The organism is Veillonella sp. VA137 (assembly GCF_003992015.1).
In the GTDB taxonomy this organism is placed as follows: Bacteria; Bacillota; Negativicutes; order Veillonellales; family Veillonellaceae; genus F0422.
Genome location: NZ_RQVK01000021.1, coordinates 1 through 17,122, shown reverse-complemented (window position 1 = coordinate 17,122; position 17,122 = coordinate 1). Strand labels below are relative to the sequence as shown.

The 17,122-nt window shown below is 39.3% G+C and carries 11 protein-coding genes and 1 tRNA gene; 11 read left to right on the top strand and 1 reads right to left on the bottom strand.

Features of this window, described 5'->3' with window-relative positions; translation table 11 throughout:
- Window positions 1-702 precede the first annotated feature (702 nt).
- A tRNA-Arg gene (locus EO116_RS08045) sits at window positions 703-779 on the top strand.
- A 227-nt stretch (window positions 780-1,006) separates the two neighbouring features.
- Complete coding sequence (locus EO116_RS08040) at window positions 1,007-2,494, top strand: YadA-like family protein (protein ID WP_127161381.1); 1,488 nt, start codon at window positions 1,007-1,009, stop codon at window positions 2,492-2,494.
- An 88-nt stretch (window positions 2,495-2,582) separates the two neighbouring features.
- On the opposite strand, the gene EO116_RS08035 is transcribed toward EO116_RS08040, so the two are convergent.
- On the bottom strand, window positions 2,583-3,866 hold the full coding sequence (locus tag EO116_RS08035; RefSeq protein ID WP_240629155.1) for a PepSY domain-containing protein: 1,284 nt from the start codon (window positions 3,864-3,866) through the stop codon (window positions 2,583-2,585).
- 291 nt (window positions 3,867-4,157) lie between these two features.
- On the opposite strand from EO116_RS08035, the gene EO116_RS08030 reads away from it, so the two are divergent.
- The 9 genes from EO116_RS08030 (at window position 4,158) to cptIN (ending at window position 15,792) form a co-directional block, all read left to right on the top strand.
- Window positions 4,158-4,973, top strand: a complete 816-nt coding sequence (locus EO116_RS08030; RefSeq protein WP_127161380.1) for a MetQ/NlpA family ABC transporter substrate-binding protein — start codon at window positions 4,158-4,160, stop codon at window positions 4,971-4,973.
- Between the two features lie 433 nt (window positions 4,974-5,406).
- A complete protein-coding gene (locus EO116_RS08025) occupies window positions 5,407-6,741 on the top strand; it encodes an NAD(P)-dependent oxidoreductase (RefSeq protein ID WP_127161379.1) in 1,335 nt (444 codons plus the stop codon).
- Between the two features lie 924 nt (window positions 6,742-7,665).
- The gene (ilvD, locus tag EO116_RS08020; RefSeq protein ID WP_127161378.1) at window positions 7,666-9,336 is read left to right on the top strand and encodes a dihydroxy-acid dehydratase; all 1,671 of its coding nucleotides are present in this window, start codon (window positions 7,666-7,668) and stop codon (window positions 9,334-9,336) included.
- A gap of 116 nt (window positions 9,337-9,452) precedes the next feature.
- Complete coding sequence (gene ilvA / locus EO116_RS08015; RefSeq protein ID WP_127161377.1) at window positions 9,453-10,679, top strand: threonine ammonia-lyase; 1,227 nt, start codon at window positions 9,453-9,455, stop codon at window positions 10,677-10,679.
- Window positions 10,680-10,711: 32 nt separating this feature from the next.
- A complete protein-coding gene (gene ilvB, locus EO116_RS08010; RefSeq protein ID WP_127161376.1) occupies window positions 10,712-12,433 on the top strand; it encodes a biosynthetic-type acetolactate synthase large subunit in 1,722 nt (573 codons plus the stop codon).
- Complete coding sequence (gene ilvN / locus EO116_RS08005) at window positions 12,426-12,920, top strand: acetolactate synthase small subunit (RefSeq protein WP_126938427.1); 495 nt, start codon at window positions 12,426-12,428, stop codon at window positions 12,918-12,920. The genes ilvB and ilvN overlap by 8 nt, the downstream gene beginning before the upstream one ends.
- The gene (locus tag EO116_RS08000) at window positions 12,920-13,723 is read left to right on the top strand and encodes an ABC transporter ATP-binding protein (RefSeq protein WP_127161375.1); all 804 of its coding nucleotides are present in this window, start codon (window positions 12,920-12,922) and stop codon (window positions 13,721-13,723) included. The genes ilvN and EO116_RS08000 overlap by 1 nt, the downstream gene beginning before the upstream one ends.
- Window positions 13,724-13,885: 162 nt before the next feature.
- A complete protein-coding gene (gene ilvC / locus EO116_RS07995; RefSeq protein ID WP_127161374.1) occupies window positions 13,886-14,896 on the top strand; it encodes a ketol-acid reductoisomerase in 1,011 nt (336 codons plus the stop codon).
- A 413-nt stretch (window positions 14,897-15,309) separates the two neighbouring features.
- Window positions 15,310-15,792 (top strand): type III toxin-antitoxin system CptIN family toxin, encoded by a 483-nt coding sequence (gene cptIN / locus EO116_RS07990; protein ID WP_127161373.1) that lies wholly within the window; start codon window positions 15,310-15,312, stop codon window positions 15,790-15,792.
- Window positions 15,793-17,122: the final 1,330 nt, after the last annotated feature.

Sequence of the window (17,122 nt, the reverse complement as noted above, 5' to 3'; positions counted from 1 at the left end):
ATGTCTATTTTATTGCAAAAAAAGAATGTTGGCGACTACTCTTATATGAGTAGCCCCAACATTTATTATAGAGCCATTAAAAAGGGTCCTTAGGGACCCTTTTGTTTATTTAGCTTAGTTATATATAGATGATACATTTTGAATAACTTTTTTGTTTCAGTTTTATTTTTTGATGCCTTCATATATATAGTATCTGATATGTAATGAAATTTGTACATCCCTATATCGTCATTTTTGTACATTCTTATGATAATATTTATATACTGTGTTAGGTATGATGGATGAAAGAGGTCTATCTATTGTATGATGTATAGTAGATAATATACCTATGTCATGGGTAGATAGACACTAACAGTGGGTATAGTGTAAAAATAGAACAAAAAAGAGACTTTTATCGTACATATGGAACAGTTATCCACCTAACTGTGGATAACTCAGTGTATAACTATGGGTATAGGTTGTGAGTAGCTTGTTAATACATTGTGTATTTAGTGTTAATAACTCTATAGTTATACACATCTTATACACAAAAAGTGAATAACCCTTGTACTATAAGGCTTTATTGAATCTTAATGGGTTAGAAAAAATGTTCTGTATTGTGGATATGCACATACATATACGCATATATAATATATATCGAATCTTATTTTAGATTTCATATTGCTAGGGAGAGTACAGTTAGACTATAATAGATGTATACTTGCGTTCATAGCTCAGTAGGATAGAGCGACAGTTTCCTAAACTGCAGGTCGGGGGTTCAATTCCCTCTGGGCGCACCAGATATAAAAAGGAAGTTACAGATAAGAGTAGCTTCCTTTTTTATGTATAAGTTATTTCGTTTATCAATATAACTCCTTGCAGAACTAAATACTTTAGTTTTAGTAAGTCGCTTAGAGGAACTGGCAACTAATCGATCATACTATGAGACATTGATATTACAGAATTAGAACGATATGTGATAAAATTAAAACATTATATAATTTATATACTAAGGAGAACATGCAAAATGATGAGAAGGAACGTAGTACTAGCGACGTTGGTTGCTTTATTGTGTACGTCAACAGTACTAGCAGAAGAGGTAAATTTAGGTAAGAATGGAGATACAAGCACAGCCTATACGGCTGGTGGTGTGTCGATTGGTAAAGGTACGATTGGATCGAAAGATAAGCGGATAAGTGCTCCTATTGGTATTGGGTATAATCACAATATCGATGCTAATTTTGGGATTGCCTTAGGCTATGGAGCAATGATTGAAAAAAATGGAGAACAAGGGATTGTTATTGGTACTAGCTCCTATGTGGGTAAATTAACAGATGATGAAGCATTAGGGGAGGTACCACATGATACGCCTACAAAGGTGGGGAATCAATCAGAACATGTAATGAACGTAGATGATTATAAACCATTAGATGAGTCAAAAGATAAAAAAGATACTCCAAGTATTCCCAATGGATATGAAGGAAAATTAGCCTTTCAATCGATGGCAATTGGTAATGACACTAGAGTCTATGGATTTGATGCGGTAGGGATTGGTAATGGCATTCGAGCAAATGGAACGGATTCTATTGCCATTGGTAAAGCCAGTCGAGCTTGGTTAGATGAATCCATTGCTATGGGTTCCCAAGCGGTGACAGCAAGAAAAAGAAGTATCGCTCTAGGACGGTATGCTACTACGTTGTCAGAAGATAGTATAGCCATCGGTAATCGTTCAGAAATAGGTTCTAAGGCAGATAGTAGTATGGCTCTAGGCACTTGGTCGCGTGTGAATGATAAGAATAGTGTAGCTATCGGAGTGTATTCTTCTACCGAAGGCCGTGGTGCTGCTATAGATGGTACATCTGCTTTTTCAGGAGATGCGGTGAAAGCAGCAGAAGGTGTCGTTTCTGTAGGTACAGAGGGATACACGATGCAATTTGATAATGGTACTTTAGATATACCAGATATGAAACGAAGAATTGTCAATGTAGCTGGGGGTATCAAAGATACAGATGCAGTGAATGTAAAACAGTTGAAAGCTATCACAAATGCCCTAGGATATACACCTGAAGAAATCGAGAAAATGAATACTGGTACGGGATTAAAACCAGAAAGCATTGTCAGCCAAGTTCATACGGTGAAAGCCATGGCAGAAGAGGCAAATGATACGGCAAAAATTGCGGGGGCCTCTGCCATTGCCTTAGGCGCTTTAAAAGCTTTACCATATGATGGTACAGATCGAACACAAGTCATGGCTGGTGTAGGCCAATTTAAAGGCACAAAAGGTGTGGCATTAGGAATAGGCCATTATACAAATAAAGATAGATTCTATAATTTTGGACTTAGCCTTGCGGGACATACCCTATCTTGGAATGCAGGAGCTTCTTTCAGAATTGGTAAAGATGAAAAGAAACCTATGATTTCCAACGATTACGAGGTGCGCATCCAACAGTTAGAAGAAAAAAATGCAGAGTTAGAACGAAAAGTGAATCAGTTATTGGTGATGCAAGGAAAATAACATAACAATAGAGGTCATAGTTATACAATGTAACAATGACCTCTATTTTTCTTTTCATAAGGCTATGAGAAAGACTACCATGAATATATTATAGAGTTTCTCGTATTCGAGTATAGTGTTGATATAAAGAGTATATAAAGAGCACTAAAGGAATCAATAAGCAGATAGCACCAATTGTTTCTGTCATAGAATTAGGCCACATTGGAATGATTAAACCACAAGCAATTAATACACTAGATATAGCAGGAATTCTCCAAATATGAGTAGGAGATAAGGTGGATTTTATAGATGTAGTTTTCATAGGGATATGATATCGTTTCATAATCGTTAAGATAATGCCTAATACCATACCAATGATGACTATAATATCCCAAATAGCCCATAATATTTTTAATGCCATGGAATTATGATTATGAATATGCAAGTTTATCATAGTTTTCATTCCGGTGAAATACCAAGGAATTTCTTTTGTTACATACTGATCGAGAGTTGAATCACTATATAAATTGGCATATACAGGCTGACCTAAAAACATGGCAGGATCGTCATCATTTTGGCTACCTAAATAAAAGACATAGTGATAATTGTTAAATTTTGATGGATAATCCATAGAAATAAGTTGACGATTAGGATAGGTTGATAGGATTCGTTGAATTGCTTCAGAAGGAGATAAAATTTCGGATGTATGATTAGCTAATTCTTGTGTTGCTATAGAGGCTACATTTTTTGTGTAATAATCATTAGCAATAAAAAAACCACCAATCCATACACCAGTTAGAGATAATATAATTCCCCAAACAGAAGCAATCATAGAAAATTCACGATGCAGAGCGCTGATTTGTAATCGATTTGATGTTTGTGTACTTCGTTTATAGGCGGAACTGAAAGGGCCGTATAAAAAGATACCACTAAGGATGGATAAGAAGCATATCATAGATAGAATAGTTACAAGATAAATACCAAATTTTCCTAAGGCTAATCGAGTATGTAATTCATGAATTGTGTGTAGTGCACTTCGTACCCATGGATGCGCAGGGGTGACATGATGAGATTCAACAAGTGTATTAGAATTTGGGTTATATAAGGTATAGTCTCCTCCCATACCCATTCGTGCAGGTGGGGCAGATGTGGCTGATGAATCAATAATTCTATAGCGTAATAGGTTAGATCCATTCATGGTTGGAGAAATATTCAAAATATCTTTGGATGGATATTGTTGTTTTACCAATGCAGCACCCGCATCTGCAGCATCAAATATAGAGGATGAGGATGGACTCATTGTCATGGTAGATGTACTATGAGAGGGTTGTCCTAAAGACCAAGCATTTAATTCATTTCTAAATAATAATAATAAACCGGTAATGCAAAACATAAGAAAAAATATAATAGAAAAGATAGATATTCTCTTATGCCATTTGTAAAAAGTTGACATATAGTTACTCCCTTCATATAAAAACATGATTATAATAACTTAAATATTTTAGAAATTCAATTATTTGTGACTATGAAAAAAAGTTTTAATGTATATAAATTATAGTTTTTACCTATTAATAGTGTAATAAAATTTATATTGGGCAAGAGAAGATTCTTATGATATTCTGTATACTCAGAATTGAAATATAAATTTTATTAGTAGTATTTGTAGTTATGAAAGGATTCGGTTATGAAATTAAAATCATTATTTACACCCCTATTGGTGGGTATATTAGCGTTAGGCATTGCGGGCTGTGGCACATCCACAACGACGCAGGACACACCGAAGGAAATTAAAATTGGTGCTACGGCAGGTCCTCATGCACAAGTGGCTGAGGCGGTAGCGAAGGAAGCACAAAAACAAGGTATACAGTTGAAAGTGGTGGAATTTTCTGATTACATCACACCAGATAAAGCCTTGGCAGATGGAGACATCCAATTGAATGCGTACCAACATGTGCCGTTCTTGGAAAACTTTAACAAGCAAAATAATTCTAAACTCGTGCCAATTGGCAAAACTATTTTAATGCCAATGGGTATCTACAGTAATTCTGTAAAATCTCCTATCGATGTGAAAGACGGAGATACAGTAGCAATTCCAAATGATCCAACGAATGGTGGACGTGCCTTAGCCTTATTGCAACGAGCAGGCCTTATCAAATTGAAAGAAGGCGTTGGTTTCAAAGCCACAGTAGCAGACATTGTGGAAAATCCTAAGAACCTAAAAATTCAAGAACTTGAGGCCGCACAATTACCTCGTAGTTTAGATGATGTGACATTAGCCACAATTCCGATGAACTACGTGCAAAGTGCAGGTATCAACGTAGGTGAAAAAGGATTGTACTTAGAACCAAAAGATGAGCCATTAGCCGTGATGATCTTGGCAGCTCGTGAACAAGATAAAGACAATGCAACATACAAAAAAATTGCAGAGATTTATCAGTCTGAAGCCATCAAACAATTCATTGCAGAAACGTTCAAAGGAACCATTACATCTGCAAACTAATCATTATGAATATAGAGGTCTACCCATGCGGTGGACCTCTTTTTTGCATCGTTGCAAGAATAGTGAAACGATTGGGGTATCATTGCATATGCTTATACATGCGATAGTATAGCAGTTTATTAGAAATTATATCATGTGTATATAGTCTATCGTTGCAAAGTGTGTGAAACGATATGGATATCGTTGCATAATATATAAAAATACATAGTTACACACAGTGCGTACATATGGTATACTATAGGATATATCTTTTAGTACTTTCACTAAGAAAAGGAATACCTATAGTCATAGATACAGCAAGGGTGTAGCCATTGTTACAGTGGAAATGGCTAGTCTATGGTATACTATACGTATTATATCGAAATAAGTAAGAATCTATAAATAGAGTATGTAAAGGGAAAGTGTGTCACCAGAGTGGTGCAAGGAGGTCTTTATGGAGTTAAGACATGAACTAGAATTTGATAAAGATTATACGATGGAAGAAGCCTTTGCAGAGGCAAAGCGTTGTTTGAACTGTGCGAAGCCATTATGCCGTACAGGTTGTCCTATTGAAAATGAAATTCCTCGTTTTATCCAAGCTATTGCACATGGTAATTTTGGTTTAGCCAACGATATCATTGCGGAGCGCAGCAGCTTGCCAGCGGTGTGTGGCCGTGTGTGTGCTCGTGAAAAACAATGTGAAGGGGCATGTATTTTAAATCGTGCGAACAAACCCATTAATATCGGTAAATTAGAGCGCTTTGCAGCCGATTTTGAAAGTGACAATAGCCTTCGTAAAGTGAAACCAAACCGTAAAGACCAAGGTAAAATTGCTGTGATTGGGTCTGGTCCTGCTGGCTTAACAGTGGCTGGAGATATGGCAAAATTAGGCTATGATGTAACTGTTTTTGAACGCCAAGATGAACCAGGTGGTATTTTGTTATTTGGTATCCCTGAGTTCCGGTTAGGCAAAAAAATTGTACGCCGTGAAGTAAAAAGCTTGGAACGATTAGGTGTTACTTTTGAGTGTAATGTAACAATCGGTCCAGATCGCAACTTAGATTCTTTATTTGAAGATGGCTTTGATGCTATCTTTATTGCTACAGGTACACATGTACCAGCAGAAATTTCTTTACCTGGTGATGATAAAGCAGGTATGTTACAGGCGATGGCTTTGTTGACATCTGTACAATTAGTGCAAAATGGTAGAGCGGAAGAGTCTTTAATTCCTGTGTACAAAGGTGATAAAGTTGTCATCATCGGTGCTGGTAACGTGGCGATGGATGCGGCTCGTACTTGTGTTCGTCTCGGTGCTGAAAGTGTAACCGTGACATACCGTCGTGGAGAAGAACAAATGCCAGCGAATCCAACTGAATTTGAAGAAGCAAAAGAAGAAGGCGTTCATTTTGAATTCTTAGCCGCTCCAAAAGAAGTGACAGGTTCAGATATCGTGGAAGGGTTGATATTTACACGACAAGAATTACAAGAAGATGGATCTGTAAAAAGCACTGGCGAAGACTTTACGTTACCAGCGGATAAAATCATCGTGGCCATAGGTCATAAACCAAACACACGTTTAGTGGGTCCTGGCAATGGCATCGAAGTGAACGAGTCTGGTTATGTGGTAACACGTGATATGCCATATGGTATGACGAGCCGTCAAGGCGTATTTGCAGGTGGTGACGTAGTGCATAAACCAGCTACCGTAGTATTGGCTATGCGTGAAGCTAAAAAAGTAGTAGAAGGTATTGTGAACTATTGCGAAGCAAAACGCTTTTTAGGAGAGTAAAGTTTTATTTTTTGGCAATGTATGCTATAATTTAGACAAGCGAAAAAGAGTAATGGTGATTTCATAAAGCTCACCAAAAAAACACCCAGGTGGCTAGACCTGGGTGTTTTTTATATACTAGGAAAGTGATATAATAGAGATGTAATGAAATTGAGGACTTTCCATTTACAAGCAAAAGAAACCCCATGGTTGGCGGACCGTGGGGTTTTACTTTTTTAATGATTATGATATAATGAAGGCAAGCGAAAAAAGTGTGAAAATAGTTAACATTAGGTTCACAAAAAAACACCCAGGTGGTCAGACCTGGGTGTTTTTATTTGTCTATATAGCTGACAAGGCTAGGCTAGTTACTTCTTAAATACTCGATCTAGCCATTTACAAATGTAGTAAGCGGTGACATTTGCCATAATCGAGATAAAAAGTGTGATGATTAGGGATAACATTAGGTTCACCCCCTCTCTGTTACCAGTATAGGGGAAGTAAAATCTATAGTATAACAAATTGTGGAAAATAACACATCTGAAAGAGTAAAAAAATATAGATATGTACTTGCACACAGTGGACAAAGGTGTTACAATAGTAGACAGTTATTTTATTTTTAAAGTATTGCACTTATAGTTAAGATTCGTACGCATATCGTACAGAAAGGAGATTATCATGGTATTGTTAGCAATTCTCGTGCTCGTCCTGTTCCTAGTAGTGAACGTCATTAGAACTAACAATTCCATAGAGGTCGCCTTTTCTTCGGTAGAGCTACCATCTTAGGTTTCTTTGTGTACAGCATAAGGAATCTAGGTTGTTGTAGTCTATTTGATTAACGTGCATACATATATATTAAAAGGCGATTCCCTAGGGATCGCTCTTTTTTATATCTATAACAAGTGTTATAACCAGTATAATATCAAGAATAGAAAGGATCATCATATGGTACGCAGTGATAGAGTAGCAAAAGGAGCAACAAGAGCTCCACATCGTTCATTATTAAAAGCATTAGGATTCATCAATGAGGAAATTGGAAAACCAATCATCGGGATTGCCAATTCTTTCAATGAAATCATTCCAGGTCATGTGCATTTAAAAAATCTCGTTCAATCTGTAAAAGATGGCATCCGTGAGGCTGGCGGTATTCCTATGGAATTTAATACCATCGGTATTTGTGATGGATTGGCGATGAACCATATCGGTATGAAATATTCCTTGGTGACACGCAATATTATTGCTGATTCTATCGAGGCTTCTGCGATGGCCACACCATTCGATGCGATGGTATTCATTCCTAACTGCGATAAAGTGGTACCAGGTATGTTGATTGCCGCTGCTCGTTTGAACTTGCCATCTGTGTTCGTCTCTGGTGGTGCGATGCTAGCAGGCGTGCACAATGGTAAAAAAATTGGTTTATCCGATGTGTTTGAAGCAGTAGGTAAATTTGAAGCAGGTCTCATTTCTGAAGAAGAATTAGAACATATTGAAAACGTAGCATGCCCAACTTGCGGATCTTGCTCTGGTATGTATACAGCGAACACCATGAATTGCTTAACAGAAGCATTGGGTATGGCATTACCAGGTAATGGTACGATTCCAGCGGTTTACTCCGAGCGTTTACGTCTAGCAAAACGTGCAGGCATGCAAGTCATGGAAGTGTTACAAGAAGGCTTACGTCCAAAAGATGTGTTGACGAAAGAAGCCTTTGAAAATGCGGTAGCAGTCGATATGGCATTGGGCGGTTCTTCTAACACAGCCTTACATTTACCAGCCATCGCTCATGAAGCTGGCGTGTCCTTAACATTGGACGACTTCAACCGCATTGCAGGGGACACACCACAATTGGCGAAATTGTCTCCATCTGGTAAATATTTTATCGAAGATTTACATGCCGCAGGCGGTGTGTATGCGGTAATGCATCGTTTACAAGAACAAGGTCACTTGCATGAAAGTGCAAAATCTGTGAGCTTGGTGGACCAAGGTACGATTGCTAAAACTGTGAAAGTCCTAGACGAAGATGTCATTCATCCGTGGAGTGACCCAGTGTACACTACAGGTGGTATCGCTGTATTGAAAGGTAATTTAGCTCCCGACGGTTCCGTTGTCAAAGAAGGCGCTGTAGACCCAGAAATGTTAGTTCACTCTGGTCCAGCGAAAGTATTCAACAGCGAAGAAGAAGCAGTTGAAGCAATCATGGATCACAAAATTGTGAAAGGCGATGTAGTCATCATCCGCTACGAAGGTCCAAAAGGTGGTCCAGGTATGCGTGAAATGTTGACACCAACAGCGACAATCACAGGTATGGGTCTTGGTAAAGACGTAGCCTTGATTACAGACGGTCGTTTCTCTGGTGCTACTCGTGGCGCATCCATTGGTCACGTGTCTCCAGAAGCAGCTTCCGGTGGAACGATTGCCATCGTAGAAGATGGAGATATCATCGAAATCGATATTCCAAATCGTTCCTTGAATGTGAAACTTTCAGAGGAAGAAATTGCACGAAGAAAAGCAAATTTAGCACCGTACAAATCAGATGTGACAGGATACTTGAAAAAATATGCTATGCATGTATCCTCTGCGGCACAAGGTGCTATCGAAATCCTAGACGAAGCATAAGAGGGAATGTAGTCAGGGTATAGAATTATCTATGAGGGAACGCAGTTAGGATAGATATATCTGCGAGGGAAGAAAAGTTCCATAGATAAAATACATACTTAGGAAAGGACGTTTATATGCATAAATTATATGATTTCATGGAGGCTAGAGAGCGACTCGCTACCATCGCCGTGAAAACAAAATTAATTCATAGCTCTGTGTACTCCCAAGAAACAGGCAATGATGTATATATTAAACCGGAAAATTTACAGCGTACAGGGTCTTTCAAATTACGGGGCGCGTACAATAAAATTTCTAAACTAACAGAAGCAGAAAAGGCGTGCGGTGTTATCGCCGCCTCTGCTGGTAACCATGCACAAGGGGTGGCGCTAGCAGCCCAACGCTTAGGTATTAAAGCAGTCATCGTCATGCCACGCCACACACCGCTCATCAAAGTAGAAGCGACGCGTCAATACGGCGCAGAAGTGGTGCTCGCTGGCGAAGTCTATGACGAAGCTTATGAAAAGGCTTGTGAACTACAAGAAAAGCACGGTTATGTGTTCGTCCATCCTTTCGATGATGAAGATGTCATCGAAGGGCAAGGAACGATTGCCTTAGAAATTTTAGAAGAATTGCCAAATGCAGATATCATCTTAGTACCAATTGGTGGTGGCGGATTGATCTCCGGTGTGGCAGCAGCAGCGAAGCTGAAAAATCCACAAGTGAAGATCATCGGTGTAGAACCAGAAGGCGCAGCTAGTGCGAAAGTAGCCGTAGCAGAAGGAAAACCTGTGAATTTACCATCTGTAAGCACCATTGCCGATGGGGCAGCTGTGAAATTAATTGGTACAAGAGACTTAGAATACATTCAAACCTATGTGGATGAAATCGTCACCGTATCCGACTATGAACTGATGGAAGCTTTCCTGTTATTGGCGGAAAAACATAAAATCATCGGTGAAAATGCAGGGTTACTTTCAGTGGCAGGCTTGAAAAAGCTACGGGTGCGAGGCAAAACTGTGGTCAGCATTTTGAGCGGTGGCAACATCGACGTATTAACCATTGCGTCCATGATTACTAAAGGCTTAGTCGTACGAGGTCGTATTTTTACATTTGCTGTGAATTTATCAGATAAACCAGGTCAATTAGTGGCGGTGTCTGAAATCTTAGCAGAACAAAATGCGAATGTCATCAAACTAGAACATAATCAGTTTAAAAACCTGGACCGATTCCATGAAGTGGAGTTGGTGGTGACCGTAGAAACGAACGGAGAAGACCATATTAAGAAAATTACGGCTGCCATGGCGGACCGTGGATATACGATTCACCGTATCAGTTCTAATGAATTTAATGAACATGACTAATGAATAAAATGGATATAGAAAGAGGATAAACTATGAGTGAACAGAAGATGATTCGAGGAGCCCGCATACTCCTAGAAACATTGAAGCGCTTGGGAGTGACAGATATATTTGGCTATCCCGGCGGCGCCGTAATTCCTATATACAATGAAATTTATGATTTCGAGGGTATTAACCATTATTTAGCACGTCATGAACAAGGGGCGGCCCATGAAGCGGACGGCTATGCTCGTGCGTCTGGCAAATGTGGTGTTTGCCTAGCCACATCTGGTCCAGGGGCGACGAACCTAGTGACAGGTATTATGACGGCGCACATGGATTCTATTCCTCTCTTGGCCATTACAGGTCAGGTGTGCAGCCACTTGCTGGGAAAAGATGCGTTTCAAGAATCGGACATCGTGGGTATTACCATGCCGGTGACGAAAAATAACTACTTGGTGAAAGATATCCGAGATATGATTCGCACTGTGAAAGAAGCGTACTACTTAGCGACGACCGGTCGACCAGGTCCTGTGCTGGTAGATATCACGCGAGATGCGCAATTAGATGTCATTTCCTATGAAGAATTTGAAGCTATTTTTAATGAACCAATTTCTATCGAAGGCTATGATCCGAATTACATTGGGCATCCAAAACAAATCAAGAAAGCTATCGATTTATTGAAAGGTGCGAAACGACCGCTTATCATAGCAGGTCATGGGGTACTATTATCGAATGCTACAGAAGAACTTTACAAATTAGCTACTACATGCCAAGTTCCAGTAGTGAATACGTTATTGGGCTTAGGGTCCTTTCCAGGAGAACACCAATTATCGCTAGGTATGTTAGGCATGCATGGTACAGTGTATGCTAACTATGCTGTGAATGAAGCAGATGTAGTGTTAGCATTAGGGATTCGTTTTGACGATCGCATTGCAGGGGTACCGAAGGAGTTCTGCAAAGATGCTACCATCATTCACGTAGATATTGACCCAGCTGAAATTGGTAAAAATAAACTTATCGATATACCTATCGTTGGGGATTTGAAACATGTATTGAATGAAATAAATCATGAATTGACTCCACAAACGCATGAAAGTTGGTTGGAACGCATCCGTGAATGGCGTGAAGAATATCCAATTCGGGTGCGACCTCATGAGGGAAATTCTTTATTACCACAAAAGGTCATTCAAGAAATCGACAATATCGTGAAAGGCAACGCCATCGTGGTCACAGACGTAGGACAACACCAAATGTGGGCGTCTCAATTCATTACTTTCTCCAAGCCGAATACGATTATCACATCTGGTGGTGCCGGTACGATGGGCTTTGGCTTGCCAGCAGCCATCGGTGCACAAGTGGCACAACCAGACAAAAAAGTAGTACTCATCACAGGTGATGGGGGCTTACAAATGAACAGCCAAGAATTGCTCTTGTTGAAAGCCTATAATATTCCTGTGAAAGTGGTCATCATCAACAATGGTTTCTTGGGCATGGTTCGTCAATGGCAAGAGTTGTTTAATCAACGTCGCTATTCCTTTGTAGACTTAGAGGTGAACCCAGACTTTGAAACCTTGGCAAAAGCCTATGGCGTACAAGGGGTGACATTATCCACCATCGAAGAGTTGCGCAGTCAATTGCGAGACCTGATCCTATCTGACGAGCCAGTGGTGATTAACTGCGTGGTAGAACGAGAAGAAAATGTATTCCCAATGATCCCAGCGGGATGCACAGCCAAAGATATGATGGGATTGAAAGGAGGCCCTGACAATGAGTAAAGTACAACAACACCAAGTGTTAGTGATTACAAAAAACAAACCAGGTATTGGGGCTAGAATCTTGTCCTTATTCAATCGTCGTGGCTATTCCGTAACCCAAATGACATCGGGCATTTCTATTCCCAAGGATCAAGCTCGGATTACCTTAACGGTGGAAACAGACGAAGTGCAATTGGACCAAATCCAAAAACAAATCTACAAACTAGTGGATGCCATCAAAGTGAAGGTATTCTCTCCAGAACAAGTGGTGCGCCGTGAATTGATGCTTATCAAGGTAAAAGCGGATGTGTCGGTACGACCACAAATCATCCAATTAGCAGATGTGTACCGTGGCAATGTACTTGACGTAGGACCTAGCTCTATCGTGATAGAAATTACAGGAGAAACGCAGAAACTAGATGCTTTCATAGAAATTATGAAAGAATATGGCATTCTGGAAATTGCGAAAACAGGTTGCACCGCTATGAGCCGTGGAGAGAAAATGTAATGGCTATACCAAAGCAAGGTGAGTTGTTACATTACGAAGGGGTTACCTTTGTCCGCAATGGAGAAGCGATTTTGCAAGGTGTGGACTGGCATGTGAACACAGGGGAAAACTGGGCATTACTGGGCCTTAATGGAGCAGGCAAGTCCACCTTACTAGGCATGATTATGGCCTATACCTGTGCCACCCGTGGTGAGGTGCGTGTCCTAGGGCATACCTTTGGCCAATGCGTGTGGAAAGACGTGAAAGATCGCATCGGATTCGTCAGTTCTACCTTAGGGCAATTTGAACGAACCATGCGAGACGAAACGGTGCGACAAATTTTGCTATCTGGAGCGCATGGCACTATCGGTGTGTATCGAGAAGTGACAGAGGAAGAAGAACAACGCTGTGATGCCATCTTAGCAAGTATGGGATTACAACATTTGGAACATCGTCACTTTGGGGTACTTTCCACAGGGGAGCAACGTCGTGTTTTAATCGGTCGTGCTTTGATGACGAGTCCAGACTTGCTCATCTTAGATGAACCATGCAATGGGTTAGACGTACCGAGCCGAGAACAATTGCTCCGGCATCTCAATCAACGTGGGACTCAGGACAGTCCTTGTCCGTTTATCTACGTGACCCACCAAATCGAGGAAATTCTTCCCACAGTGACCCATGTGGCACTATTAAAAGAAGGCAAAATCTTTCAATCGGGGCCGAAACGAGAGGTCATTACTGATGAGGTTTTATCAGAGCTCTATGGTTTGTCTGTGAAAGTGACTTGGGTCCAAGATCGACCTTGGCTACAAGTACTTTCATAAAATGTTTTTATAGAGTGTACAAAGATATTTTTAATCATACCAATTTATCATACTAAGTATGGTAAATCCGTAAGCCGAAAGGCTGAAAATCAGTTGAATTTCACTAGAAAATCTAGTAAATTATAAACATCATTATGTATTACAAAGTAGGAGGTTATCACAATGGCAGGTAACATTTTAGGCACACAAGTATTTTATGATGCAGATTGCAATCTACAAGCATTAGTAGGTAAAAAAATTACAGTTCTTGGCTACGGTTCCCAAGGTCATGCGCATGCATTGAACTTGAAAGAAAGCGGCATGGACGTACAAATCGGTCTTCGTGAAGGTTCCAAATCTTGGAAAGAAGCAGAAGAAGCTGGTTTCGTAGTCAAAGAAACAGGCGAGGCTGTAAAAGGTGCAGACGTTGTGATGATCTTGATTCCAGATGAATTGCAAGCAGAAACTTACGAAAAATCCATCGCTCCTAATCTTAAACAAGGTGCGTACTTGGCATTTGCTCATGGTTTCAACATTCATTTCGGTAAAATTAAACCAGCTGCTGACGTAAACGTATTCATGGTAGCTCCTAAAGGACCTGGTCACTTAGTACGTCGTACATTCCAAGAAGGTTCTGGCGTTCCTTGCTTGTACGCTGTATACGCAGATCCAAGCGGAGACACTAAAGAAGTGGCATTGGCATGGGCATCTGGTGTAGGCGGTGGCCGTTCCGGTATTTTGGAAACTGACTTCCGTCAAGAAACTGAAACTGACCTATTCGGTGAACAAGCAGTACTTTGCGGCGGCGTATGTGCGTTGATGCAAACTGGTTTCGAAGTATTGGTAGAAGCTGGCTACAATCCAGTTAATGCATACTTTGAATGTGTTCATGAAATGAAATTAATCATCGACTTGATCTACGAAGGTGGTTTCGAAACAATGCGTAAATCCATCTCCAACACAGCTGAGTTCGGTGACTATATTACAGGACCAAAAGTAATCCCAGCATCTGCAAAAGAAGCTATGCGTGGTGTATTAAAAGATATCCAAGATGGCAAATTTGCTGATCAATTCCTTGGTGACTATGCAGCAGGCTACCCATACCTTAACGAACAACGTAAACAATCTGCAGCACATCAAGTAGAAGAAGTAGGCGGCGAATTACGTAAATTGATGCCTTGGATCAAAAAGTAAGTCGTCACTTGTTTCGCTATGTAGCCTTGTGGCGTTCGTAACTAAATAGAAGCAAAGGGAAGAGCACGGTATACCCCTCGCAAACGGTATTTCATAATGTTTGTTCGGGGCACACCGTGCTCTTCTTGCGTTTGTCTGATTTTGTCAGTAAAGAAACGCCACAAAGGCTACTACTCGTAACGGCGTTCCTCAGGTGAAGGATATAGATTTTATAATTGACTTTATTTTTTTCAATGCGTATACTGTTATTAGAGATACTAGTATCTTTAATATTTGTTGTTACTTAATAAGCAACTAAAATAAGATTAAGTTCAAATGGTTGTCGCTACTCGATATGCGACTCAATAAGTGTTCGAGCTCAAATAGTTAGACTCCATTCAAAAGAATGGGGTCTATTTTTTAGGGAGGAGTTTATGAATACAGGTCACTTTTATTATATAAAAGATCAATACTTTATAGATTTTCCAGATCCACACTTAATGAAAAATAAAGAAACTATAGATGGTCAGCCACATGATAGACCATGCTTTTATGCTTTTTTAGATACAGTAACTAAATTATATTGGATGATACCTTTTTCATCGCAAGTAGATAAATTTCAGAAAATATATAATACAAAGATTAATAAATATGGAAAATGTGACACTATTTTATTTGGGGAAGTTCTTGGGTATGAGAAGGCTTTTCTAATTCAGAATATGTGTCCAGTTAGTATCCTATACATTAAAAATGAATACGTAGATGGAATTTATAAAAAACCTGTCAGAGTTGACGGTCGATTTGAAAGAGAATTACAAAAGAAAGCTCGTAAAGTTTTAGCTTTACAAAGAAAAGGGATACGATTAATTTTCCCTAATGTATTGGAAATTGAACGACTTTTGTTATTAAATAAGTAACTTATAGCATAGGTTATAGAGGTAATACAATCGTCTCTTGTTTCGCTATGTAGCCTTGTGGCGTTCGTAACTATATAGGACAAAGGGAAGAGCACGGTGCTCTCCTGTTGATGATTGTCACGTTCAATTAATGATATATAGCAAATGAAGAGCACGGCATATTCCTTCAGAAACGGTATTTCATAATGTTTCTTCAGGAACATGCCGTGCTCTTTTTACAGTGGATGCAATTATGATACAAGTGAACGTGACTTAGTCTTAGTTTGTTCGGGGCACACCGTGCTCTTCTTGCATTTGTGTGATTTAGGTAGTAAGGAACGCTACAAAGGCTACTACTCGTAACGGCGTTCCTCAGGGGAAGGAAAGACCGCAACATAATTCTTCTTAAACTAACCCTATGGTAAGTTTGTTTAAGAGTATGTTGCGGTCTTTTTGTGTTTGTGGCGGTATCAGTTGCAAACTTGCGCTTTGCTTAGTTTGCTGTTCGGATTAGTAATAAGTTTATATAAACAGTACGAATAGATTGTGCTATAATTAAAATTGTAAGAGTCATTGACGTGTTGTTAGGCTCATCTCTTCCTACTTTGGGAGGAGGTGGTACTGTGAAAAAATTTAGAAAAGTTGATCTATTGATTTTAATTCTAAAATTACTAGTACATCTCATTGATTGGTTTAAATAAATTAATTAATGAAAAAGCCTAACGTATAAGGTCTAGCACACCTTAACACGTTAGGCAAATTTCACTTTTAGAATTTCTGAGATGAGCCTAACGCCAGCTACACGTCGATGGCTCTTCTTTTATTGGTTTAATTATAGCATAGGTTGTAGGTACAATACAATCGTCACTTGTGACGCTATGTAGCCTTGTGGCGTTCTGATCTAATTCAGATGAAAGAAAGACCTCAACATACTCCTTCTCAAACTGATACAGTGGTTAGGTTTGTTCAGGAGCATGTTGCGGTCTTTTGTATTTGTGTGAGTTAGGTAGTAAGAAACGCCACAAAGGCTACTACGTGTAACGGCATTCCTCAGGAGGGTGGGAAGAGCAGATATGGGGATACCCCATTGACGAGTATCAGATTTAAGAAATGGTATAAATTTTCAAGTTTATAATAGTTGTGATTACTTGTATAGGTAATGAAGTATAAGATTTTTCATAAATATAGACTATATAATTGGCAAAATAGCATTAAAATATTCGTTTCGTTTAAAATGGGGGGGGGGAGAGGAAAAAATAATAAATTTAATAAAAATTTTTTTTTTATATATAAAAAATATAAATTATTATTATTAGAAATCTAAAATTTTAAATAAAATTAAAAAAAATAA

Bases quoted from the DNA above. Each gene is read 5' to 3' on its own strand.
- EO116_RS08025 (WP_127161379.1), top strand. From the start codon at position 5,407: ATGGAGTTAAGACATGAACTAGAATTTGATAAAGATTATACGATGGAA.
- EO116_RS08000 (WP_127161375.1), top strand. From the start codon at position 12,920: ATGGCTATACCAAAGCAAGGTGAGTTGTTACATTACGAAGGGGTTACC.
- cptIN (WP_127161373.1), top strand. From the start codon at position 15,310: ATGAATACAGGTCACTTTTATTATATAAAAGATCAATACTTTATAGAT.
- EO116_RS08035 (WP_240629155.1), bottom strand. From the start codon at position 3,866: ATGTTTTGCATTACCGGTTTATTATTATTATTTAGAAATGAATTAAAT.
- ilvC (WP_127161374.1), top strand. From the start codon at position 13,886: ATGGCAGGTAACATTTTAGGCACACAAGTATTTTATGATGCAGATTGC.
- ilvD (WP_127161378.1), top strand. From the start codon at position 7,666: ATGGTACGCAGTGATAGAGTAGCAAAAGGAGCAACAAGAGCTCCACAT.
- EO116_RS08030 (WP_127161380.1), top strand. From the start codon at position 4,158: ATGAAATTAAAATCATTATTTACACCCCTATTGGTGGGTATATTAGCG.
- ilvA (WP_127161377.1), top strand. From the start codon at position 9,453: ATGCATAAATTATATGATTTCATGGAGGCTAGAGAGCGACTCGCTACC.
- EO116_RS08040 (WP_127161381.1), top strand. From the start codon at position 1,007: ATGATGAGAAGGAACGTAGTACTAGCGACGTTGGTTGCTTTATTGTGT.
- ilvN (WP_126938427.1), top strand. From the start codon at position 12,426: ATGAGTAAAGTACAACAACACCAAGTGTTAGTGATTACAAAAAACAAA.
- ilvB (WP_127161376.1), top strand. From the start codon at position 10,712: ATGAGTGAACAGAAGATGATTCGAGGAGCCCGCATACTCCTAGAAACA.